General features: G+C 66.5%; 19 protein-coding genes. 5 read left to right on the top strand and 14 right to left on the bottom strand.

Translation table 11 applies throughout. From position 1 onward, the window contains the following. Positions 1-24 precede the first annotated feature (24 nt). A complete protein-coding gene (locus GFD32_RS16370; RefSeq protein WP_240455687.1) occupies positions 25-1,755 on the top strand; it encodes a bifunctional diguanylate cyclase/phosphodiesterase in 1,731 nt (576 codons plus the stop codon). On the opposite strand, the gene phnE (GFD32_RS16365) is transcribed toward GFD32_RS16370, so the two are convergent. The 6 genes from phnE (GFD32_RS16365) to GFD32_RS16340 form a co-directional block, all read right to left on the bottom strand. Further along, positions 1,748-2,581 (bottom strand): phosphonate ABC transporter, permease protein PhnE, encoded by an 834-nt coding sequence (phnE, locus tag GFD32_RS16365; protein ID WP_163577668.1) that lies wholly within the window; start codon positions 2,579-2,581, stop codon positions 1,748-1,750. The two genes, GFD32_RS16370 and phnE (GFD32_RS16365), sit on opposite strands and share 8 nt — an antisense overlap. Then, positions 2,578-3,387 (bottom strand): phosphonate ABC transporter, permease protein PhnE, encoded by an 810-nt coding sequence (phnE, locus tag GFD32_RS16360; RefSeq protein WP_163577667.1) that lies wholly within the window; start codon positions 3,385-3,387, stop codon positions 2,578-2,580. Before phnE (GFD32_RS16360) ends, phnE (GFD32_RS16365) begins: the two co-directional genes overlap by 4 nt. Further along, the gene (gene phnC, locus GFD32_RS16355; RefSeq protein ID WP_163577666.1) at positions 3,384-4,220 is read right to left on the bottom strand and encodes a phosphonate ABC transporter ATP-binding protein; all 837 of its coding nucleotides are present in this window, start codon (positions 4,218-4,220) and stop codon (positions 3,384-3,386) included. The genes phnE (GFD32_RS16360) and phnC overlap by 4 nt, the downstream gene beginning before the upstream one ends. A 68-nt stretch (positions 4,221-4,288) precedes the next feature. Continuing rightward, on the bottom strand, positions 4,289-5,263 hold the full coding sequence (phnD, locus tag GFD32_RS16350) for a phosphate/phosphite/phosphonate ABC transporter substrate-binding protein (RefSeq protein ID WP_163577665.1): 975 nt from the start codon (positions 5,261-5,263) through the stop codon (positions 4,289-4,291). Between the two features lie 124 nt (positions 5,264-5,387). Then, the gene (locus GFD32_RS16345) at positions 5,388-5,930 is read right to left on the bottom strand and encodes a phosphatase PAP2 family protein (RefSeq protein ID WP_163577664.1); all 543 of its coding nucleotides are present in this window, start codon (positions 5,928-5,930) and stop codon (positions 5,388-5,390) included. Further along, entirely contained in the window at positions 5,902-7,065 is a 1,164-nt protein-coding gene (locus GFD32_RS16340) for a glycosyltransferase family 4 protein (protein WP_163577663.1), read from the bottom strand. The genes GFD32_RS16345 and GFD32_RS16340 overlap by 29 nt, the downstream gene beginning before the upstream one ends. 193 nt (positions 7,066-7,258) lie before the next feature. Here GFD32_RS16340 and aceK point away from each other — a divergent pair, with 193 nt between their 5' ends. Together aceK and GFD32_RS16330 are read left to right on the top strand one after the other, a co-directional pair. Continuing rightward, positions 7,259-9,004, top strand: a complete 1,746-nt coding sequence (gene aceK, locus GFD32_RS16335; RefSeq protein WP_163577662.1) for a bifunctional isocitrate dehydrogenase kinase/phosphatase — start codon at positions 7,259-7,261, stop codon at positions 9,002-9,004. Positions 9,005-9,032: 28 nt separating this feature from the next. Further along, positions 9,033-9,779, top strand: a complete 747-nt coding sequence (locus tag GFD32_RS16330) for an SIR2 family NAD-dependent protein deacylase (RefSeq protein WP_240455686.1) — start codon at positions 9,033-9,035, stop codon at positions 9,777-9,779. Between the two features lie 63 nt (positions 9,780-9,842). Here GFD32_RS16330 and GFD32_RS16325 read toward each other — a convergent pair whose 3' ends face one another. Beyond that, positions 9,843-11,216 carry a hypothetical protein gene (locus GFD32_RS16325; RefSeq protein WP_163577660.1) on the bottom strand — a complete coding sequence of 458 codons (1,374 nt, stop codon included), beginning with the start codon at positions 11,214-11,216 and terminating at the stop codon, positions 9,843-9,845. A 303-nt stretch (positions 11,217-11,519) separates the two neighbouring features. Between GFD32_RS16325 and GFD32_RS16320 the strand changes: the two genes are divergently transcribed. After that, positions 11,520-12,311 carry a tRNA-uridine aminocarboxypropyltransferase gene (locus GFD32_RS16320; protein WP_163577659.1) on the top strand — a complete coding sequence of 264 codons (792 nt, stop codon included), beginning with the start codon at positions 11,520-11,522 and terminating at the stop codon, positions 12,309-12,311. Positions 12,312-12,322: 11 nt separating this feature from the next. On the opposite strand, the gene GFD32_RS16315 is transcribed toward GFD32_RS16320, so the two are convergent. After that, the gene (locus GFD32_RS16315; RefSeq protein ID WP_163577658.1) at positions 12,323-14,143 is read right to left on the bottom strand and encodes a sensor domain-containing diguanylate cyclase; all 1,821 of its coding nucleotides are present in this window, start codon (positions 14,141-14,143) and stop codon (positions 12,323-12,325) included. A 171-nt stretch (positions 14,144-14,314) separates the two neighbouring features. Between GFD32_RS16315 and GFD32_RS16310 the strand changes: the two genes are divergently transcribed. Next, positions 14,315-14,737, top strand: coding sequence for a transcriptional regulator (locus GFD32_RS16310; RefSeq protein WP_163577657.1), 423 nt, complete (start codon positions 14,315-14,317; stop codon positions 14,735-14,737). Here the strand turns inward: GFD32_RS16310 and GFD32_RS16305 are convergent. The 6 genes from GFD32_RS16305 to fmt form a co-directional block, all read right to left on the bottom strand. After that, a complete protein-coding gene (locus GFD32_RS16305; protein ID WP_163577656.1) occupies positions 14,734-15,972 on the bottom strand; it encodes a TraB/GumN family protein in 1,239 nt (412 codons plus the stop codon). The two genes, GFD32_RS16310 and GFD32_RS16305, sit on opposite strands and share 4 nt — an antisense overlap. Before the next feature lie 66 nt (positions 15,973-16,038). After that, entirely contained in the window at positions 16,039-17,487 is a 1,449-nt protein-coding gene (locus tag GFD32_RS16300; RefSeq protein ID WP_163577655.1) for a TrkH family potassium uptake protein, read from the bottom strand. An 82-nt stretch (positions 17,488-17,569) separates the two neighbouring features. Next, the gene (gene trkA / locus GFD32_RS16295; RefSeq protein ID WP_163577654.1) at positions 17,570-18,943 is read right to left on the bottom strand and encodes a Trk system potassium transporter TrkA; all 1,374 of its coding nucleotides are present in this window, start codon (positions 18,941-18,943) and stop codon (positions 17,570-17,572) included. Between the two features lie 301 nt (positions 18,944-19,244). After that, on the bottom strand, positions 19,245-19,451 hold the full coding sequence (locus tag GFD32_RS16290) for a dodecin (protein WP_089687513.1): 207 nt from the start codon (positions 19,449-19,451) through the stop codon (positions 19,245-19,247). Positions 19,452-19,488: 37 nt separating this feature from the next. Next, entirely contained in the window at positions 19,489-20,850 is a 1,362-nt protein-coding gene (gene rsmB, locus GFD32_RS16285) for a 16S rRNA (cytosine(967)-C(5))-methyltransferase RsmB (RefSeq protein ID WP_205599155.1), read from the bottom strand. Next, a complete protein-coding gene (gene fmt, locus GFD32_RS16280) occupies positions 20,847-21,836 on the bottom strand; it encodes a methionyl-tRNA formyltransferase (RefSeq protein WP_163577653.1) in 990 nt (329 codons plus the stop codon). The genes rsmB and fmt overlap by 4 nt, the downstream gene beginning before the upstream one ends. Between the last annotated feature and the right edge of the window lie 40 nt (positions 21,837-21,876).

Here is a 21,876-nt window from a genome sequence, read left to right as displayed (position 1 = left end):
ACGACCATGATGCAGGGAAGAGCCATGACGACGGAGGGAGACGCACTCAGAGCGATCATCGAGGGTGAGCGGCTGGTGGTGCATTTCCAGCCCATCGTCGATGCCGGGCGTCGGACGATCCACGGCTACGAGGCGCTGGCGCGCGGTCCCGAGGGATCGCCCCTGCGTTCGCCGGTACGCCTGTTCGACGTGGCCATGCACGCCGGCCTGCTGGTGGAGCTGGACCTATTGTGCCGGCGCCTGGCGATTCAGCGCTTCGTGACGTTGGGTCTGCCGGGGCAGCTGTTTCTCAACGTCATGCCGGCCACCATCGTCGAGCGCGACTTCCGGGAAGGTCTCACCCTGCGGTTCCTGCACGAGGCGGGATTGGCGCCGAACCGGGTGGTGATCGAGCTCACCGAGCACATGCCGATCCACGACTACGCTTTGATGCGCCAGGCGGTGGCCCACTACCGCGAGATGGGCTTCCAGGTGGCGCTGGACGATCTCGGCGCAGGCCATTCCAGCCTGCGGCACTGGTCGGAGTTGCGGCCGGATTTCGTCAAGCTCGACCGTCACTTCGTGGCGGGCATCGACCAGGCGCCGGCCAAGCGCGAATTCCTGCGCTCGATTCTCGACGTGGCGCGCAGCCTGGATTGCCAGCTGATCGCCGAGGGCATCGAGACCGAGCAAGAGCATCGCTGCCTATGGGAACTCGATCGTGGCCTGTCGCTGCTGCAGGGCTATTTCTTCGCGCGGCCCAGCGAAGCGCCACCGCACAACGTCTCCCACCTGCTACCCGCCCATGCGACGCCGTGCCAGGAGCCCGCGCGCTGCGCCTGTTCCATTACCCGAGACATTGCCGCCGTGCCGCCAGACATGCCCGTGCCGGTGTTGGTGGAGCGCTTTCGCCGCCATCCGTCGCTGCGCTGCGTGCCCGTCGTGGATCGAGGGCGGCCGCTGGGGGTGGTGCGGCGCAACGCCTTTCTGATGCTGTTCACCAACCCGTTCAGCCATTCGCTGTATGCCAAGCGTCAGATACGTGAACTGGCCGATACGCAGATGCTGGTGGCGGCCGCCGACACGCCACTGGCCAAGCTCAGCCAGCGCGTGACGGCCGGCGACGACGGGCAGCAGGAAGACTTCGTGATCGTCGACGGTGACGGCCACTATCGAGGCATGGGCAATATCGTCGACCTGCTGCGCGAGATCACCGCGATACAGGTGCGGCAGGCGCGGCATGCCAACCCGCTGACCGGCCTGCCGGGCAATATCCTGATCAACGAGACCCTGGCCCGGTGGTTGGAGGGCGGCGAGCCCTTCACGGCGGTCTACTGCGATCTGGATCATTTCAAGGCGTTCAACGACGCCTACGGCTATGCTCGCGGCGACCGGGTGATCATCGCCGTGGCCAGCCTGCTGCAGGCCCAGGCGGACGAGGTCGATTTCGTCGGTCACGTGGGCGGCGACGACTTCGTGTTGTTGCTGGAGGATGCCAGCTGGCGCGATACCTGTCGCCGCATCCTCGAGGCCTTCGCCACGATCGCGCCGGATTTCTACGACGATGCCGAGCGTCTCGCCGGCGGCATCCATCTCGAGAACCGCCAGGGCGTCGAGACCTTCTTTCCCATCGTCAGCGTGTCGCTGGCGGCCCGCCCGGTACCGGCCGGGACGCAGGACATGGCGCTGGATATCGCCACGGAGCTCTCCGACCTCAAGAAACAGGCCAAGAAGCAGCCGGGTAACAGCCTGTTCGTGGATCGTCGCATCAGATGAGTGCGTGACGCAGCCGCGCCGAGACCGCTTCGCTCACCACTACCGTGGCGAGAATCACGATCAGAATGGTCGCCACCTGGGACCAGGCCAGCGTATCGATCGACGACTGCAGTTTCATGCCGATGCCGCCGGCGCCCACCAGGCCGAGGATGGTGCTTTCGCGGATGTTGATGTCCCAGCGGAACACCGAGATGCCCCAGAAGGCGGGTAGCACCTGGGGCACGATGCCGTAGTGGATGATTTGGGAGCGGCTGGCGCCGGTGGCGGTGACGGCCTCGATCTGGCGAACGTCGGTTTCCTCGATGGCCTCGTAGAGCAGCTTGCCGACGAAGCCGATGGAGCGCAGGGCGATGGCCACGATGCCGGCAAGCAGGCCCGGCCCGATGATGGCCACCAGCAGCAGTGCCCAGATCAGCGAGTTGATCGAGCGCGAGGCGACGATCACCAGCAGCGCCACGGGGCGTACCAGCAGTGCCGAGGGGGTGGTATTGCGGGCCGCCAGAAAGGCCACCGGCACGGCCAGGATCACCCCGCCCAGGGTGCCCAGGGTGGCGATGTTGAGGGTGTCCCACAGCGGTGCCAGCAGCTCGGGCAGGTAGCCCAGCCGCGGCGGGAACATGCGGCTGCCGATGTCGGCCGCCTGACTCGGTGCGTCGGCGACGAAGACCCACATGGTACCGGCGTTCATTACCTGCCAGCACCCTACGAAGAGTGCCACCAGGGCCAGCCAGCCGGCCCACAGCGCCAGCCGCGCCTTGGGCGTGCGGATGGACCACACTTGAGCGTAGTGGGTCGGCTCGCTGGCGGTCGGATCGAGTCGGGTCATTGCAGATATTTCCTCAGATGACTGGAGCTGTACTCCACCAGCATGACGATGGCGATGACGATCAGCAGGATGGCGCCGGCACTGTCGTACTCGTAGCGGTCGATGGCGGTGTTGAGGGTGGCGCCGATGCCGCCGGCGCCGACGATGCCGATCACCGCGCTCTCGCGGAAGTTGATGTCCAGGCGATAGAGTGACAGGCCGATCAGTCGCGGCATCACCTGGGGCTGCACGGCGTAGTGGATCAGCTGCCACCAGCTGGCGCCGGTGGCGCGGATCGCTTCGGCTTGGCTGGCATCGATCTCCTCGATGTCGTCGGCGAGCAGCTTGGCGAGAAAACCGATGGAGGCGAAGGCCAGGGTGACGAAGCCGGCGAAGGGTCCGAAGCCGAACATGGCCACCAGGAAGATGGCGATGATGATCTCCTGCAGCGAACGGCTCACCGCAATGATCGAGCGGCACACCAGGTAGACGGGTGGCGGTACCAGGTTGCGGGACGCACCGATGCCGATGGGCACCGAGACCAGAATGCCCACCACGGTGGCGGTCAGCGTCATGGTCAGGCTCTCGATCAGACCCTGGCGGATGTCGCTCCAGCGGCTGGTGAAGTCCGGCTGCAGGAAGCCCTGCACGAAACGTGCCCCACGCTCCAGCCCCTCGACGACTCGCGAGCCGTTGACTTCCACCGTGCCGAAAGCCAGCACCAGATAGGCCAGGATGGCCAACTGCAGCGCCAGGCGCCAGCCGCGATGGGTGAGGATTTGCGGGGGGCGGCGCCAGTGACGTGGGTAGTGGCCGGCTCCAGTCATCCGGCACCTCCCGCCAGCGTCAGACGATTGGCCCGTTCGGCGGCCTCGTCCTCTTCATGGTTCTGGCGCATGGCGGTCCAGTCCTCGGCGCCGTAGATGGTGGTGAGCTGGCTTTCCGTCAGCGCTTCGGGGCTGCCGTCGAATACCAGTTCGCCGCCGCGCAGACCGACGATACGGTCCATGAACTGCTGCGCCAGGGGCACGTCATGGATATTGACGATGGTCGGCAGGTTGCGCTCCGCGCCGATCGCGGTGATCAAGCGCATGATCTGGCGGCTGGTCTTGGGGTCGAGGCTGGCCGTAGGCTCATCCACCAGTAGCAGCTCCGGCTCCTGGGCCAGGGCACGGGCGATGCCCACGCGCTGGCGCTGACCGCCGGAGAGAGCATCGGCGCGCTTGTCGGCATGGTCGAGCAGGCCCACCCGGTCGAGCAGGCGGTAGGCGTTCTCGATGTCGCGGCCGGGAAAGCGCCGTGTGAAACTGCGCCAGAAGGGCACGTAGCCCAGCCGGCCGGAGAGCACGTTCTCCATCACGGTGAGGCGTTCCACCAGGGCGTACTCCTGGAAGATCATGCCGATACGTCGGCGCGCGCGACGCAGATCGCGGCTACCCAGGGCAATGAGGTCGGTCTCGCCGAGCCGGATTTCGCCGCTCGAGGGTTCCACCAGGCGGTTGATGCAGCGGATCAGCGTCGACTTGCCCGCCCCGGAGGGGCCGATGAGGCCCAGCGCCTGACCCCGCGGCACGCGGAAAGACACGTCGCGCAGGGCCTTGTCGCCGGTGGCCCCGCCTCGGGAACCATAGGTCTTGGAAAGTCGTTGAATGTCTAGCACGGGAGGCTCCGCAATGAACGCAAAAGGCGGGCGGCCGAGCCGCCCGCGGTCTCACGTGGAGAGAGGGCTCAATTGCAGTCGTATTCGACGCCGTTGGCCTCGTCGATCTGACGGATCACCGCCCAGTGCTCCTGGAAGGAGATGGGGATGAACTGCTCCTCGCCGTTGCGACCGAACTCCTCGGCCAGTGCACTGCCTTCCCAGTCGAAGCTGAAGAAGGCTTCCTGGATCGCTTCCTGAAGTTCCGGCGCCAGGTTGTAGACGGTGCCGTAGCCAGTGGTGGGGAAGGTATCGGACTGATAAAGCACTTCCACCTGGTCGGCCTCGATCACGCCGCGGTCGATCATGCGGTTCTTCACCGAATTGGCGACGGTGGCGACTTCATAGTCCTCATTGGCTACGCCGAGCACGGAGTTGTCGTGCTTGCCGGAGAAGTCGACCTCGTAGTCTTCGCCGGAGGTCATGCCGAATTCCGAGGCCATCAACGCGGTGGGCGCCTTGAAGCCGGAATTGGAGGTTTCCGAGGTGTGGGTGAGGGTACGGCCGCGGATGTTTTCCACCTCATCGATACCGGAGCCCGGGTAGGTGATGACCTCCATCTCGTAGCCGAAGCTGCCATCCTCGGCGGCCATCATGGCGAAGGGGCGGAAGCCGGCACAAGCCACGGCAAGAGGGTTGGAGCCGGTATTGAAGCCGGCCACGTGCAGGCGTCCGGCACGCATCGCCTCGATCTGGGCGGCGTTGGACTGCACCGGGAAGAACTGCACCTCCTTGCCGGTCACCTCCTCCATGTGCTCGAGGAAGCCGGCCCAGACTTCGGCGTAGACGGCCGGATCTTCCACCGGGGTGTAGGCGAACACCAGGGTGTCCGGGTCGAGCCACTGCGATTCGTCCTCGGGGACGTCGGCCACCAAGTCACCGTCGGCATCGTTGTAGCGTTCGCTCAGCGCGAAGTCGGCGTGGGCCGAGGAGAGGCCCATGACGACGGCGCTGGCGGCGAAAGCGGCGCCGAACAGAGTACGGTTGGGGAAAACGCAACGCATGCTGTCACCTGTGATTGTGGGGGTGAATGACACCCTCGATGCTGGTCGGCATCGATGACAGGGGCGTGTCGGTGACATGACGATGGGGTGACGAAGCGATGTCGGTGGAATGTCCCGGACTGCCTCACCCGGCCAGCGCCAGGCTGGCCATGGCGAAGGCGTAGCCGATGGCCGCGCCGGCGAGTACGTCGCTCATGTAGTGCAGCCCCAACCCCACCCGCGATACCGCAATCATCAGCGCCAGCGGCACCAGCCAGGGCAGCAGTGCCGGGGCGTGGTGCGCGGTGAGCACGCAGAACAGCACCGCGTGCATGGTGTGGCCGCTGGGGAAGCTGTAGCGGTCGCGAGCCGGTTCGCGGCAGGTGATGCGTGCGCCGAAGGTGATGAAGGGGCGTTCGCGGCACAGTCGCGTCTTGAGTGCTCGATAGACGACGATGGCCAACAGGGCGGTGAGCGTGTACTGCGCCATACGGGCGTAGCCTTGGGAACCGTGAAGCCACGGCTGGGCGGCGATCAGCGCCACCCAGACCGGCCAGTCGCCGAGCTTGCTGGCCAGGCGTAGCGTGCCGAGCCAGGGGCGATAGAGACTGAAGCGAGCAATGCGCTGGCAGAGCTGCCACTCCAGCAGGTCGAGGCGGTCAAACACCGCAGGGGCGCGCGGTTTCATGGTCTCTCTCCCGGACATGGTCGATAACGGCGAGGAAGGCATCGGTGATGGCCGGCCAGCGATATTCCAGCGCACGCTGCCGGGCGGCGCGGCCAAGACGAGCGAAGCGGGCCGGTTGCTGAGAGAGCGCCACCGCCGCATCCCGAAAGCTCGTCTCATCGCCGGGGATGATGGCCAGACCATGGTGATCGTGGCCGATCAGCTCGGCGGCCGCGGCGTGGCGATAGGCGATCACCGCCAGGCCGCTGGCCATGGCTTCCAGGACCACGTTGCCCCAGGTCTCCGACAGCGAGGGGAATACGAACAGGTCGGCACTGGCGTAATAGCGCGGCAGCGCCTCGCGGGATACGAAGCCGGTGAAGTGCGCATCGGGCAGCGCCGTCTCGAGGCGTGCCCGGGCCGGACCGTCGCCGACGATCACCAGCGCCATGTCGGGCCGGGCCTCGAGCAGGGCGCGAAAGGTCTCTTCGAGCAGCGTCAGGTTCTTCTCCCAGGCCAGCCGACCGACGTAGAGGGCGACCGGGGTATGGTCGTCGACGCCCCACTGGGTGCGCAGCCGAGAGTCGCGGTGGGCTGGCGAGAAGCGTTCGCCGTCGATGCCGCGGCCCATCACGGCCAGGCGCTGGAAGCCTTGACCGTGCAGGCTCTGCACTTGGGCATGGGTCGGCACCAGGGTGGCCGCACAGCCGTTGTGAAAGCGGCGAAGCGCGCTTAGCAGGACCGGTTCCAGCCACGGTAGGCCGTAATCGTGACAGTAGTGATCGAAGTTGGTGTGCCAGCCGGCGACGACGGGGATGTCGTGGCGGCGGGCGATTCGGCGGGCCGACCAGCCCAGCGGGCCCTGGGTGGCGAGATAGACCGCGTCGGGTCGCTGCCGTTGCCACAGGCTTTGCAGTCGCCGCGGCGCGGGCAGGCCGATTCGGACTTCCCGATAGCCAGGCAGGGACACGCCGCGCACGTGAAGCTCCGCCTGCATGCCCGCCGCCCGCTGGAACCGAACGCCCTGCGATGGTCCTGGTCGCACCAACTGGAGCTCGACACCGCGGCCGTGCAGCTCGTCGGCCAGGTGGCCGAGCGTGTGGGCGACGCCATTGATGTCGGGTGCCCAGGTTTCGCTGACCAGACAGATGCGCATGACGACCTCGTGGGTGATCTTCTCACTGCGAGACTGCCGGCTTCGCGTGACGCCGCGGCGACAACGGCATGATGAAACGATGACAGCGGCGCTGGGCGGCGTGTCGCCACGCTACAGACCGATACACCATGGTCGGCTCGCTCGGCGGCACAAAATCCGCGATGCTGGGCGCTCAAGCCGCCTGGAGTTCCCCATGAAGCTGTCGCCTGCCTATCGCCTTGCCGCCACCATCCTGCATGGCTTCGACGAGTATCGTTCGCGCTTCAAGGCCATCACCGCCGATGCCAGCCGACGCTTTCGCGATGCTGCCTGGCGCGAAGCGCAGCAGGCCTCGGCGGAGCGCATCAATCTCTATGCAGAGAAAGTCGACGATACCCTGGAGCGACTGCGACGAACCTTCAGCGAGGAGGAACTGACCCACTGCGAGTGCTGGCGCGAGGCGAGAAACCACTATGCCGAGCTGATCAGCCAGCGGCTCGACTACGAACTGGCCGAGACCTACTTCAACTCGCTGTTCTGTTCGGTCTTCCATCATCGCCATATTCGCAACGACTGGATGTTCGTCTACAGTTCGCGCGACGCTGCGGCACACCGCTCGGGCATCGAGCTTTGCCGGCGTCTCGCGGTGAATGGCGACTGGCAGGCGGCCATTCGCTGGGCGCTGGCGGAGGCACCCTTCGAGACGCCCTTCGACGACCTGGGGCGGGATGCCCGCCTGGGTGCCGACTTCCTGCACGGCCATCTGCCGGCGGCGCTGCACGATGCCGCGGATGCCGAGGTGGAGCTGCTCGAAAGCGTGTTCTATCGCAACAAGGGCGCCTACCTGGTGGGGCGCATTCGTGGCGGTGGCGAGCAGGTGCCGCTGGTGCTGCCGGTATTGCATGACGAGGGCGAGGGGCTGCACCTGGACACGGTGCTCATCGAGCCCGACGAGGTGTCGATCATCTTCTCCTTCACGCGCGCCTACTTCCAGGTCGAGGTGCCGGTGCCCGGGGAGTTCGTCGACTACCTGCGCGAACTGATGCCCGACAAGCCCGCCGGCGAGCTCTATGCCGCCATCGGCTTCTTCAAGCACGGCAAGACCGAATTCTTTCGCGCTCTCAACCAGCAGGTGGCCAAGCGCGAGGATCGCTTCATCATCGCGCCGGGGGTGCGCGGCATGGTGATGGCCGTGTTCGTGCTGCCGTCGTTTCGCACCGTGTTCAAGATCATCAAGGATCGCTTCGATCCCACCAAGGAGATGAGTCACGAGGACGTTCGCGACAAGTATCGCCTGGTCAAGCGCCACGACCGCGTGGGGCGCATGGCCGACACTCAGGAGTTCTCGCACTTCATCGCCCGCCGCGATCACTTCGACCCCGAGTGCCTGGATGAGCTGCTGCGCGTGGCGCCCTCCATCGTGTATCTCAAGGGCGACAAAGTGATCATCGAGCACTGCTACACCGAGCGCATGATGACGCCGCTCAACCTCTACCTGGAGCAGTGCGACGAAGCCGAGATGCGGGCCGTGCTCAAGGACTACGGCAATGCCATCAAGCAACTGGCTGCCGCCAACATCTTCCCCGGCGACATGCTGCTCAAGAACTTCGGCGTGACCCGCCATGGCCGGGTGATCTTTTACGACTACGACGAGATCTGCTATCTCACCGAGTGCAACTTCCGTCACATTCCCGAGCCCCTGTATCCCGAGCAGGAGCTGGCCGACGAACCCTGGTACTCGGTGGGGCCGAATGATATTTTTCCCGAAGAGTTCGGTCCCTTCCTGTTCGCCAATCTGCGCTTGCGCAAGCTCTTCTACACGCTGCATCCGGAACTCTTCGATGCCGACTACTGGCAGGGGTTGCAGCAGGCCATCCGCGACGGGCGGGTGATCGACGTCTATCCCTATCGCAACAAGCAGCGCTTTGCCGGAAACGACGGCAACGGGCTGGTCTATTGAGTCGATGCGACATGACGAGGAGCGGATCTTGGGCGAGTCGCAGCGTCCCCATCTGGTCGTGCTGACCGGCGCGGGGATCAGTGCCGAGAGCGGTATCCAGACCTTTCGTGCCAGCGATGGGCTGTGGGCCGACCACCCCGTCGAGACGGTGGCGACCCCCGAGGCGTGGCATCGCGATCCCGAGCGCGTGCTGCGCTTCTACGACGCCCGCCGGGAACAGGTGCGCCGCGCCCGTCCCAACGCCGCCCACCGGGCGCTGGCAGCCCTCGAGGCGCAGGGCTTCCGGGTCAGCATCATCACTCAGAACATCGATGACCTGCACGAGCGCGCCGGCTCGCGCGATGTACTCCATCTGCACGGGGAGATCCTTCAGGCGCGCTCCTCGGTGGATCCGCGGTTGCGCTACCCGCTGCGGCGCGGCGGCATCCGCCTGGGTGACGTGTGCGACAAGGGCAGCCAACTGCGCCCCGACGTGGTGTGGTTCGGCGAGAGCGTGCCGCGCTTCGGCGAGGCGTGCGAAATTGCCGCCGCGGCCGACCTGCTGCTGGTGGTGGGTACCTCGCTGGCCGTGATGCCGGCGGCTTCGCTGCTCGACCAGGTGGGAATGGATGTACCCTGCGTGCTGGTCGACCCCGAGGCGCATGCGCTGGCGCCGCCGGGGGTTACGCGTCTCAGCCAGCCGGCCGGCAAGGGCGTGCCGTCGCTTGCCCGCCACTGGCGGCGTGAGGGCCGGCTCTGGGTGCCGGACACGCTGTTGGCGGCCCCCAGTCGCTAGGCGTTGATGCGGCGCGCCGCTCCGGCGAGCAGGAACGGGGCGACGGGCCCGCCTGTCGGTCGGCTACTCCGTAACCAGGCTCAGGCGATAGGGGCCCGTGTCATCGCGGTTGAAGGAGCGAGCGATGGCTCGATAGACGCCGGGCTCCAGATGGACCTGGATACGTGCGTCGAAGCCGTTGCCGCCATCGTCGTCCTGAAGGGAGAGGCCCTCTCCCTCCAGCTCGAGATAGGCGTCCAGCGCCTCGGAAGTCATGTCCAGACGATAGCGGCCGGCTTCCTCGATCTCGATGACGTACTCGTCCATGGCGCCGGGATCGAGCCAAGCCTGGATCGGGGCGTCGAAGGGCAGGGGCTCGTCATCGGCCGGCTCGCTCGCGGGGGCGAGGTTGACGTCGAGTTCGAAGAGGCCGGAATTGCCGTCGCCGTAGCCGCTGGGCGTGACGGTGTACTCTCCGGCCGACAGGCGCTGCATGAGTCGGGAGTGGGTGCCTTGGCCGCCGTCGTCGTCGTGAAGATGACGTCCCTGACCCTCCAGCTCCAGGTAGGTATCGAAGTCGTCGGAACGCATCTCCAGCGTGACGATGGCATCTTCCTCCAGAATTAGCTGGTACTGCAGAGGGCTGCCGTCGTACCAGCCGTTGATGCCGTCGCCGATGGGCAGCTCACCGTCGCGCTGCAACGGCTGAGACAACGTCTTGGATGCCACCTCCAGCTGGTAGAGCCCTTCCGTTCCCGAGCTCCCATCGAAGCGACGGCTGATGAGCCGATAGTCGCCGGGCTCGAGAAAGGTGGTGATGCGGGCGTTCAGGTCGTCGGCGCCGTCGTCGTCCTCGCGGTGCAGCCCGTTGTCCCCCTCCAGTACCAGGAAGGCGTCGAAGTCGTCGGAGCGCAGCTCGATTTCGTAGAGGCCCGCTTCCTCTATGGTCAGGGAGTGTTCGTTGGACTCGCCCTGTAGCCAGCCCTCCAACTGGGACGACCCCGTCAGTTGGTCGGTATCGCTCAGGGCGAGATCGAGGGCACGGCTGGACAGGTCGAAGGGCCCATAGCTGCGGGCGTCGTCGCCACTGACCACCAGTAGGTAGTTGCCACTTTCGTCGATGCGCCGACGCAACGTTGCGCTTGGCCCGGCCCCGCCGACCAGTTGCCCGTGAGGATCGAAGAGGGCCAGTCGACCATGCAGGGCGCCGCCGAGCGAGATCTCCACCAGCTCGCCTTCCTCCAGGGAGAGGTGGTGGCGTCGGTAGCGACTGCCGTCGTTACCGTTCAGCTCGTTGTCCGAGGTGATCTCGCCATGATGGCGGTCGCCGAGCTGGAGCTGGGGAATGGCGTCGTTCTCGGATGCGGTGGGCTCCGAAGTGGCGAGCTGGTGGGTGGTGAAAGCGCCGACGGCCAGGCCGCCCAGCGCAGCGAGGAGGAGGGTGATGGATTTGGGCATGGCAGCATCCTTGCTCGAGGTTCACAAAACAGCATGGGGTCCGAATCGAGAGGCTCGGTCTCGTGGGACCCTCATTATGGCGTCGATATAACCGCGAGGCGAGTGTCGACACCATTCGTCAGCCAGAGGCGATGAGGCCAATGGCAGGGGGAACCGCCGTCGGCGCGAGGGGTGGCTCTGGTGACGGATCAGCACCGAGTGAACTTGCTAACGCGATAGCCCTGACCGGACCTGCTGAGCGGGTGACCGCAGTGTGCAGCATTGCTAGAATGCCTGGCCCCCTGTCGAGAGTCGCCCAGCATCATGTCGGATCAGCCTTCCGTCTCGGACACGCCCGAGAGCGGTGCCGTCGCCAACGACCCCGCCACTGGTCTTTCTCGCGACCCTGCCACCGGTCATCCGCGTCCGCCGCGGCGGGAGTTCAAGGCCCGTGGCAGCTTCGTCAGGCGCTGTGCGGGCTGCAATCTGCCCGAACTCAACTGCCTCTGTCCTTATCGGGTCGAGGCCCGGAGTGTGGCGCGGGTATGGTTGCTCACCCATCCCCTGGAGCACCACAAGCCCACCAATACCGGGCGGTTGATTCGTGACGTGCTACCCGATACCCAGGTGTTCACCTGGTACCGCACGGCGCCGGATCCGGACCTGCTGGCCTTGCTCGATGATCCGCGCTACGCCCCCTTCGTGATCTTCCCCGATGACCAGCCGGACTATGCCGAACGGGTGGTGGGGATGGAGCGCGTCGAGAGCAGCAAGCGCTCGGGGAAAGTTCCGGTGTTCATTCTGCTCGATGGCACCTGGCGGCAGGTGCGGCGCATCTTCCGCAGGAGCTCTTACCTCGACGCTTTGCCGGTGTTGCCCCTGCATACCCAGCGGGAGACCCGATATCGGCTGCGCAAGCCCGCCTCGAGGGAGCATCTGTGCACTGCCGAAGTGGCCGCCGAGCTGTTGAGTCAGGGCGGCGACGCGGATGCCGGCCGGGTGCTCGACGATTATTTCGATGCGTTCAACGACAGCTATGCCGCGAGCCGGCGCTTCGAGAAAATCGCTGCGCCGACGCCGGCGATGCAGCGCCTGATGGCGCGCCGCGGCGCATGAGCATGTCATGCTCAGGCCGTTCGCACGCGGCTCCTTCCCGCCTGCTTGGCTTGATACATCGCCAGGTCGGCGCGCCGGACGATGCTCTTGGGCGTGTCGCCCGCTGACCACTGGGTGACGCCGAAGCTGGCCGAGATAGGGCCGGCGAATGGCATTGGGAGCTCGGCTATCTCGTCGCACAGCCGCCGGGCAAGGTCGGCGGCGGCATGCAAGGTGCAGTTCGGTGCGATGATCAGGAACTCTTCACCACCCCAGCGACCGAGATGGTCACTGGTGCGCAGGCGGGCCAGGGTTTCCTGCGCCAGGTGGTACAGCACCCGATCGCCGGCATCGTGTCCATGCGTGTCGTTGATGCGCTTGAAGTGGTCGACGTCGAAGAGCAGCAGCGAGCAGGGCTCATGGCTGTGCTCACAAGCGAGCAGTTCGGCATCCAGCACCTGCTCGATGCGGTGCCGGTTGGCGACCTGGGTGACGGGATCGGTGTGGGCGAGTCGCGCCAGCGTCGTATTGTGCTCCTGCAGTCGCTTGGCGAGCTGGCGGGCCTGGCACAAGGTCATGTCGGCCGATAGCAGGCGGGCGAGCTCTTGTGCCTGGTGCAGGTCGGCGGGTTGCCAGGGCAGGCTGGTGCCGCTTGGGGTTGCCCGACGGAAGAGCAGCAGCCAGCCGGTGGCGTCGTTTCCCGTTCGCAGCGGAACGGCGAGCAGGCCGGCAAACGCAGCGTCGGCCGTCAGGTCGTTTGCAAGCGGGGTGTTGGCCAGGTCGTCATGGCTCCACGGGCGCCGGCGGCCGTTGGCGTCCAGGAAGCGAAGGATGGCGCCGAGGGTCGATTTCTCGGGGTGGGTACCGATGCCGTTGATCTGGTCGCCCTGGGTCAACAGCATGCCGCTGGCCTGGAATATCTCGAGCCAGGTCTGGCCGGCCTCCCGCAGGCTGCGGATCGACAGATGCTGCATGCCTTCGCTGCCGAGGCACTCGTAGGCGTCCAGCAAGCGCTGGCGGCGCCGCAGGTTGCTGCGCTCCTCGAGCAATTGGTGGCGCTGCCAGGCGGCTTGCGCCACCAGCTGAAGCAGCTGACGAACGGGAGGTGCCAGGTAGCGGGGTATGGCACTGTATCCGATCAGCAGACCACCGGAAGCGGGCGTCTCGTCATGCAGAGGGAAGGCCAGTACGGAGCGAACGGCACGTCGGCGCAACTGTCGCGCCTGTCGGTCGGGAAGCGCGTGAAAAGCCAGGGAGGCATCCACCGTGGTGTCGCCGATGAGCGGTACCGGCTTCGCTTGGGTGTCCGCGACCATGCGTAGCCCCGTGCCCGCTTCGAGACCTCCGGCGCCGGGAGTGCAGTAGCGTATGCAGGCATGGGCATGGCCGGTGATCTCCTGCACTGCCTGGAGCAACACGCTTTCGAGCTGCTGCGGGTCATGGCAGGCATCGAATCGGCGTCCCCAGGCGACGCCACGACCGGTCAGGTCGTCGTCGAGATTCTCCAGGGGCTCGATCTCGAGTGTCGCCGTGACGGCCGAGCCGTGCGCGGTGACCAGCAGAGACCGCCGCCGACCGGTCAGACGGCGCGAAGCGCGTGGCGTCGATGGCCGTGACAACTGATGCTGCAATGCCTCGATGAGCGATGCACCGAGCAACTGATGGGGAGAAAGCGACAGGACATCCGTCTGGGGCAGATCGAGAAAGTCCGCCAGGTTGGTGCTGGCAAGCCGGATTCGTCGCCATTGCCGGTCGACGGCCATGAGGCAGCCGCACGGTTGAATGGCCCGTGGGTCGTACGCCAATGCGGCACGGTAGTCGCTCGCTACGAGATCCGTTTCCAGCGAGTCCATGGCGGTGTCCTTGGCGGGGCCCCGCCCCGGTCGAGGCCCCCGGGGCTGCCGTCGCCTGCGCTAGGTGTCTGGGCGAGTATAACATCCAACTTCATTAATTTAACCATTGGTTCACCTTATGATTCAACCGGAGTTTATCCTAGCGTGTAACACAGGCGGCACGTTGCCTCGATGAGCGACGAGTCTGCCTTTGCCGATCGACTGGCCAATGCCATGCGCGCGGCCGGTTACGAGCCACGCCCGGCCGTACTGGAACGCGAGTTCAATCTGCGTTTCTGGGGCAAGCCCGTGACGCTTCAGGGCGTACGCCGCTGGTTGCGGGGCGAAACCCTGCCCCAGCAGGAGAAGCTCGAAGTGCTGGCAGCGTGGTTGAACGTCGAGCCGCAGGAGCTGCGTTATGGAAAGCGCGCCGTGAATCGGATTCGCGAGGCGAAGGGGCGCTGGAAATCCACCATCAGTGCCGAAGAGCGCCAGGTGTTGGAGAAATATCTGGCGCTACCGGTTGCCGAACGCAAGGTGGTGGCCGAGGTCATCGACGCTTTTTACCGCGCCCGGCAAGCGGCGGACGATGACGACTGGATGGGCGATAACTAGCCCGGCAGGCGCAGCAGGGCGTCGGCAATGCGGAAGCCGGCGATCCAGGTGCCGGCGGCGGAACCCAGCGTGGCGAACAGGAATACCAGCAGCGTGCGCGAGACGCGGTTGCGCCACCAGCCCTTGAGTGCGGTGACATCGTGGCGCAGGGTCGAGAAGTCGCGCACCTTGGGCTTGCGCAGGAAAAGCTCGACACCGGCGGCGACGAAACCGGCGCCAATGGTGGGATTGAGCGAGGTGAGCGGGGCGGCGACGACGGTGGCGGCCACCGTCAGCGGATGGGCGAGGGCGAACAGCGTCGCCACGCCCGAGAGCACGCCGTTGATCACGAACCACTCGCCGATCAGCTGCCAGCCGAGTTCGGTGTTGCGCGAGAAGCCGATGGCGAAGCCGGTCAGCACCAGGGCCGTCACCACCCAGGGCAGTGCACGCCACAGGCGCGATGGGGGCGGGGTGCTCTCCAGCGCTTCGCGCTCGGCAGTGGGTGACTCGGACTGCGGCGCCTCGAGCTGCTCGGCCATGCCCTTGAGGTGGCCGGCACCGATCACCACCAGCACGTGGCGATAGCGCCCGGGCGGTGCCTGCTCGGCCAGGCGCAGGACCATGTAGCGGTCGCGCTCGCTGATCAGCGGCGTGAACAGTGCTTCGGACTGGGCGGCGAACTCGCTGAAGGTGGATTCCAGGACATCGCCCTCCTTGAGCCGCTCGATCTCGTCGCTCGATACCTCCTGGCGCGACAGCACGCTGCCCAGCAGACCCGAAAACAGCGAGAAGCGCTGCCACCAGGGCACGTTGTGGTAGATGCGCTTCAAGGTGATGCCCACGTCGCGGTCGATCAGCAGTAGCGGGAGGCCGTCGCGGCGCGTCTCCTCCAGGGCGGCGCGCATCTCGGCGCCGGGCTCGATGCCCGATTGTTCGGCCACCCGCTGCTGGAAGGCGCCCAGCGCCAGGCTGGCGGCCACCATGCCGGCCTTGCCCTGTCGGAAGATGGCGAACAGGTCCTGCTCGCCCAGCGCATCGGGGTTGCTGAGATTCTGGTGGCGCGAATCGCACAGCTCGATGGCCACGGCGTCGAATTCACCCGAGCGAATCAGGCTGCGCACGTCCGCGGCGCTCTCGGCCGAGACGTGGGCGGTGCCCAGCAGGGTATAGCGGCTGCCCCCCATCTCGATGACGCGGTGGGGGCCGCTGATGATGGGCTGGGAGGCGGCGGTGGGTTCCTGGGAGTCGGTCATGACGGCTCGAGACTGAGGGCTGAAGAGTCGATTATCCATGAAGCCTGGCGGGGGACCAAACCTTGGCTACTTGCGCCAGAAGGCCGGCGTGAACAGCACCAGCACGGTGAATATCTCCAAGCGGCCGAGCAGCATGGCCACGATCAGAATCCACTTGGTGACGGTGGGCAGGTCGCCGTAATGGGCGCTTGCCTCACCCAGTGCCGGGCCCAGGTTGTTGAGCGCCGAGCCCACCGTCGACCAGGCGGTGACCTGATCGACGCCGGTGGCCATCACGCCGACCAGCATCAGGAAGAACAGCAGCAGGTAGACCGAGAAGAAGCCCCACACCGCCTGGGCGATGCCGTCCGGCACGCTGACTTTGCCCACCTTGACCGATATCACCGCGCTGGGATGGATCAGGCGCATCACCTCGCGCATGCCCTGCTTGAGGATGAGGATGATGCGGATCACCTTCATGCCGCCGCCGGTGGAGCCGGAGCAGCCGCCCACGAAGGCGGTGACGAAGAGCAGGAAGGGCAGTGCGCCCGGCCAGGCGGAGAAGTCCGCCACCGCGAACCCCGCCGTGGTGGCGACCGAAACCACTTCGAAGAAGCCGTGACGCAGGCCGCGTTCGACGCCGTATTGTTCGGTGAGCCACAGCGACACCACGGTGATCACCGTCAGCCCGATCAGGAACAGCAGCAGGAAGCGGGCTTCGGGATCCTGCACGTAGTGCTTGAGCTGGCGGCCGCGCCAGGCCAGGAAGTGCAGGCTGAAACTCATGGCGGAGACGATCAGGAAGGTGGCACAGATCAACTCGATGGCGGCACTGTCGAAATGGCCGATGCTGGCGTCGTAGGTGGAGAAGCCCCCGATGGCCACGGTGGAGAAACTGTGGCCCAGGGCATCGAACCAATGCATGCCGGCCGCCATGTAGGCCAGCATGCAGGTCAGCGTGAGGGAGGCGTAGATGTACCACAGCGCCTTGGCCGTTTCGGTGATGCGCGGGGTGAGCTTGGAGTCCTTCAGCGGCCCCGGGATCTCGGTTCGATAGAGTGCCATGCCGCCGACGCCGAGGGTCGGCAGGATTGCCACGGCCAGCACCACGATCCCCATGCCGCCTAGCCACTGCAGCTGCTGGCGATAGTAGCGCAGCGACTCCGGCAGGTACTCGATGCCGGTGATCACCGTGGCCCCGGTAGTGGTCAACCCCGAGAAGGATTCGAAGACGGCATCGGTGAGCGACAGGGCCGAATCGCCAGCGAGCATCAGCGGCAGCGAGCCGAACAGCGCCAGGACGCTCCAGAACAGTGCCGCGATCAGGAAGCCGTCGCGGGTGCGCAGCTCGCGGCGTGCATGGCGATTGGGCAGATACATCACCGCCCCTGTGGCCACGGTGATGCCGATGGCGATCAGGAAGTCCTGCCACATGCCGTCGACGAACAGCCAGGAGACGAGGATCGGCGGCACCATGGTCAGGCTGAACATCATCAGCAGCAGGCCCAGGATGCGCAGGATCATGCGCAGGCTCATGGCGTTCCCTCGAGGGCGGGCAGCGCCGCAGGCGCCAACCGCGACGCCGGGCCGACGGGGGGAGGCAAGGTCGGCAACCGCATCAGAAGAACGTCAGCCCGACCTGGAAGAGACGCTCCACTTCGCGGATGCGTCGCTTGTCGATGACGAAGAGGATCACGTGGTCGCCGGATTCCACCACCACGTCGTCATGGGCGATCAGTACTTCCTTGCCGCGTACGATGGCACCGATGGTGGTGCCGTTGGGCAAATCGATCTCGCCGATGGAGCGCCCCACCACCTTGGAAGACTGGGTATCGCCGTGGGCGATGGCCTCGATGGCCTCGGCGGCGCCGCGGCGCAGCGAGTGGACGTTGACGATGTCGCCGCGCCGCACGTGGGTCAGCAGGCTGCCGATCGTGGCCTGCTGGGGCGAGATGGCGATGTCGATCTCGCCGCCCTGGACGAGATCGACGTAGGCGGCGTTGTTGATCAGCGTGAGCACTTTCTTGGCGCCCATGCGCTTGGCCAGCATCGACGACATGATGTTGACCTCGTCGTCGTTGGTCAGCGCGCAGAAGATGTCGCAGTCCTCGATGTTCTCCTCCTCGAGCAGGCGCTTGCTGGTGGCGCTGCCATGCAGCACCACGGTACGGTCGAGGCGTTCGGAGAGCACCGTGCAGCGCTCGATGCCGTGCTCGATGATCTTCACCTGGTGGCTGTGCTCGAGGTGTTCGGCGAGGCGCTCGCCGATGTTGCCGCCGCCGGCGATCATGATGCGGCGGAAGTCGCGGTCGACCCGGCGCAGTTCGCTCATCACCGCGCGAATGTCGCGCCGTGCGGCGATGAAGAACACCTCGTCGTCGGCCTCGATGGTGGTGTCGCCACGCGGGATGATCGGTCGGTTGCGGCGATAGATGGCCGCCACTCGGGTGTCGACGCTAGGCATGTGTCGACGCAGAAAGCCCAGTTCCTGGCCCACCAGAGGGCCGCCGTAGAAGGCCTTGACCGCCACCAACTGCACCAGGCCACCGGCGAATTCGAGCACCTGAAGGGCGCCGGGGTGCTCGATCAGCCGGCGGATGTGGTCGGTGACCACCTGCTCGGGGCTGATCAGCACGTCGATGGGGATCGCCTCGTGGGCGAACAGCCCCTTGCGGGTGAGGTAGGCGGTGGCGCGGACCCGGGCGATCTTGGTGGGAGTGCGAAACAGGGTGTGGGCCACCTGGCAGGCGATCATGTTGACTTCGTCGCGGCTGGTCACCGCGATCAGCATGTCGGCGTCCTCGCAACCGGCCTGGCGCAGCACCACCGGGTAGGAGCCGGGCCCTACGACGGTGCGGATGTCGAGCCGGGTGTGCAGCTCGCGCAGCTTGTCGCCGTTGGTGTCCACCACGGTGATGTCGTTCTCTTCGCGGGCCAGGTGTTCGGCCAGGGTGCCGCCGACTTGGCCGGCACCGAGAATGATGATCTTCATTGGGTCGTTGTCCGCTGTCCGGGGCGCCGGAATCGACGACGGCGCACCTTGTGCGCCGCAATACAGTAGCGGCTAGCATAAACCAGCCGCCTGTTAGGGAACAGGCCCTCTCCGGCTAGCGCTATCTCAGATAGCAAGTTGACTCGGTGCTGATCCGTCGACAGGTCTGCGAGGAGGCGCTGTTAACCCGTCCCTGGGCGCTACTTTTGCCATCCATGGCAAAAGACCTCCTCTTTGACCTGTCCCCGGCGCACCTCGTCGTCAGCGATTGTACTGCCTCATCCGGCCCAGGCAGCGGGTTTCAGTCGAGAGTGAAGCCGATCCGCAGGGTGACTTGCCAGTGAGCCACGCGGCCATGCTCGATGTGGCCGCGGGTATCGGTGACCTCGAACCAGCGCATGCCGTGCAGCGTCTCGGAAGCCTTGACGATGGCGTTGTTGATGGCGTCTTCGATGCCCAGCTCCGAGGAGCCGGTGAGCTCGATGTGCTTGTAGACGTGGTGGCTCATGGCGCCTCCCCGTTGATGAGTGACCGATAGCGGCGGCTCAACTGGCCGCTTTATTCAGTCTGGCATAAAAGAAGCCGTCGTGATGGTCCACTACCGGCAGCAGCTGGCGCCCGATGGTGGCAGGACGACCCCAGCTCAGATCCGTCGGCGTCGTGTCCCGGGCGTCGGGCGTGCGTGACAGGAAGTCCCCGACCTGGTCGCTGTTCTCCTCGGGCAGTATCGAGCAGGTGGCATAGACCAGGGTGCCGCCCGGGCGCAGCAGTGGCCAGAGGCTGTCGAGCAGTCGGCGCTGCAGGTCGGCCAGCTTGGCGATGTCCGAGGGGCGGCGCAGGCGCTTGATGTCGGGGTGGCGGCGAATGACTCCGGTGCCGGAGCAGGGCGCATCGAGCAGGATGGCGTCGAAGGGGGTGCCGTCCCACCAGTCGCGAGTGGTGGCATCGGCATGCATCAGGATGGCCGAGAGCCCCAGGCGCGCCAGGGTATCCTCGACCCGGGCCAGGCGCACGGCATCGCTGTCCAGGGCAACGAGCTCGATGTCGAAGAGCTCCAGCAGGTGGGCGGTCTTGCCGCCGGGGGCGCAGCAGGCGTCGAGCACCCGGCCGCCGGGGCGCGGCGCCAGGACCGGGCCGAGCATTTCCGCCGCGAGCTGCGCGGCTTCGTCCTGCACGCTGACATCGCCCTCGGCGAAGCCCGGTAGTGCCTGGACGTCGCAGGGCGTCTCCAGTGTCAGGCCGTCGGGAGCATGGGCGCACAAGCGTGCCTCGAAACCGGCATCGGCAAGGCGAGACAGATAGGCTTCGCGATCCCCGCGGCGGCGGTTGACGCGCAGCGTCATGGGCCCCGGTACGTTGTTGGCTTCGGCAATGGCACGCCAGTCCTCGGGCCAGGCTTGGCGCAGCGTCTTGAGTAGCCAGCGCGGATGCAGCAGCGCCACGGCCGGGTCGCGGTCCACTTCGGCTTGCAGAGCGGCGGATTCGCGCTGCAGGCGGCGCAGGCAGCCGTTGATCACGCGCGTGGCCCACTCCTTGCCGAGCAGGCGGGCGGCGCCGGCCGATTCGCCCACGGCGGCATGAGCGGGGATGCGCAGGTAGAGCAGCTGATGGATGCCCAGCAGCAGCAGTGCCTGGACATCGGCATCACGGGCCTTGAAGGGGCTCTTGAGCAGCCGGTCGGCGAGCGCTTCCAGGCGTGGCAGGGTGCGGCAGGTGCCGTAGCAGAGCGCCTTGAACAGCGCCCGGTCGCGGGCCACCACCTGATGGTCGTCGAGGTCGTTGAGCGATCCCTTGCCGGCGATCACCGGTGCCAGGGCCCGGGCGGCGCTGGCTCGCACGGCCTGGCCGCCATCGGTCATCTCGCCGTGTCGTGTGCCATTGCGTGAATGTGGAGTGGAGCGGGTCATGGCTGGTCTTCCTGGCTGGTGGCGCCCAGCGGCTGGCCTGGAGCCAGGCTGGCGTGACGGGCGTTGAGCAGGTCGCGGGCAGGAAGCGGCTTGCCGCCGGGTAGCTGGGCGCGAGTGACGCGCAGGACCTCGCTACCGGTAGTGCCGCAGGCGATGCGCAGTGCATCGGTATCGGGGGCTAGCAGGGTTCCCGGGGGCTGCGCCGACTCACCAGCGCGGGGGGCGCTCGCTTCGGCCATCAGCAGGCGCAGTCTGGCGGTGCCCAGAGGACACCAGGCCACCGGCCAGGGGTTGAAGGCGCGAATCTTGGCCGCGAGTCGCTCGGCGGGCTCGCGGAAATCCAGTTCGGCCTCGGACTTGGAGAGCTTGGCGGCGTAGGTAACACCCTCCGCGGGCTGCGGAGTGGCGGAGAGCGCTCCCTCCGCCAGGGCGTCCAGGGCCTCGACCAGCGCTTCGCCGCCGAGCCGGGCCAGGGTGTCGTGGAGCTCGCCGCCGGTGGTGGTGGCGGTGATCGGCGTGCGCCTTACGAGCAGCATGTCGCCGGTGTCCAGCCCTTCGTCCATCTGCATGATGGTCACGCCGCTCTCGGCGTCGCCAGCCTCGATGGCGCGCTGAATGGGGGCTGCGCCTCGCCAGCGCGGCAGCAGCGAAGCGTGGACGTTGAGGCAGCCCAGCCTGGGGATCTCCAGCACCGCCTGCGGCAGGATCAGACCGTAGGCCACCACCACCATGACGTCTGCGGCGTGGGCGGCCAATTCGTTCTGTACCGCGCTGGTCTTGAGACTCTCGGGCTGGAGTACGGGCAGGCCGTGGCTGCCCGCCAGCCGCTTGACCGGGCTTTCCGATAGCTGGCGGCCGCGTCCGGCAGGGCGGTCGGGCTGGGTATAGACGGCGGCGACGGCGTGACGACTCTCGAGCAGTGCCGTGAGGCTCGCTGCGGCGAAGTCGGGCGTGCCGGCGAAGATGACGCGCAGGGATCGGGACATGTCTCGGGCCTTGCCGGTGAGCGGAAGGTCCATGATAACG

Origin of the sequence: Halomonas faecis, from assembly GCF_010993975.1 — a bacterium.
In the GTDB taxonomy this organism is placed as follows: Bacteria; Pseudomonadota; Gammaproteobacteria; order Pseudomonadales; family Halomonadaceae; genus Halomonas; species Halomonas faecis.
The sequence above is the reverse complement of the archived record's forward strand: the minus strand, read 5'-3'. Positions and strand labels throughout refer to the sequence as shown.

What these genes read in the sequence shown, in the direction of transcription:
- GFD32_RS16370 (WP_240455687.1), top strand. Translation starts at nt 25, where the DNA reads ATGACGACGGAGGGAGACGCACTCAGAGCGATCATCGAGGGTGAGCGG.
- phnE (WP_163577668.1), bottom strand. Translation starts at nt 2,581, where the DNA reads ATGACCCGACTCGATCCGACCGCCAGCGAGCCGACCCACTACGCTCAA.
- phnE (WP_163577667.1), bottom strand. Translation starts at nt 3,387, where the DNA reads ATGACTGGAGCCGGCCACTACCCACGTCACTGGCGCCGCCCCCCGCAA.
- phnD (WP_163577665.1), bottom strand. Translation starts at nt 5,263, where the DNA reads ATGCGTTGCGTTTTCCCCAACCGTACTCTGTTCGGCGCCGCTTTCGCC.
- GFD32_RS16345 (WP_163577664.1), bottom strand. Translation starts at nt 5,930, where the DNA reads ATGAAACCGCGCGCCCCTGCGGTGTTTGACCGCCTCGACCTGCTGGAG.
- GFD32_RS16340 (WP_163577663.1), bottom strand. Translation starts at nt 7,065, where the DNA reads ATGCGCATCTGTCTGGTCAGCGAAACCTGGGCACCCGACATCAATGGC.
- aceK (WP_163577662.1), top strand. Translation starts at nt 7,259, where the DNA reads ATGAAGCTGTCGCCTGCCTATCGCCTTGCCGCCACCATCCTGCATGGC.
- GFD32_RS16325 (WP_163577660.1), bottom strand. Translation starts at nt 11,216, where the DNA reads ATGCCCAAATCCATCACCCTCCTCCTCGCTGCGCTGGGCGGCCTGGCC.
- GFD32_RS16320 (WP_163577659.1), top strand. Translation starts at nt 11,520, where the DNA reads ATGTCGGATCAGCCTTCCGTCTCGGACACGCCCGAGAGCGGTGCCGTC.
- GFD32_RS16315 (WP_163577658.1), bottom strand. Translation starts at nt 14,143, where the DNA reads ATGGACTCGCTGGAAACGGATCTCGTAGCGAGCGACTACCGTGCCGCA.
- GFD32_RS16310 (WP_163577657.1), top strand. Translation starts at nt 14,315, where the DNA reads ATGAGCGACGAGTCTGCCTTTGCCGATCGACTGGCCAATGCCATGCGC.
- GFD32_RS16305 (WP_163577656.1), bottom strand. Translation starts at nt 15,972, where the DNA reads ATGACCGACTCCCAGGAACCCACCGCCGCCTCCCAGCCCATCATCAGC.
- GFD32_RS16300 (WP_163577655.1), bottom strand. Translation starts at nt 17,487, where the DNA reads ATGAGCCTGCGCATGATCCTGCGCATCCTGGGCCTGCTGCTGATGATG.
- trkA (WP_163577654.1), bottom strand. Translation starts at nt 18,943, where the DNA reads ATGAAGATCATCATTCTCGGTGCCGGCCAAGTCGGCGGCACCCTGGCC.
- GFD32_RS16290 (WP_089687513.1), bottom strand. Translation starts at nt 19,451, where the DNA reads ATGAGCCACCACGTCTACAAGCACATCGAGCTCACCGGCTCCTCGGAG.
- rsmB (WP_205599155.1), bottom strand. Translation starts at nt 20,850, where the DNA reads ATGACCCGCTCCACTCCACATTCACGCAATGGCACACGACACGGCGAG.
- fmt (WP_163577653.1), bottom strand. Translation starts at nt 21,836, where the DNA reads ATGTCCCGATCCCTGCGCGTCATCTTCGCCGGCACGCCCGACTTCGCC.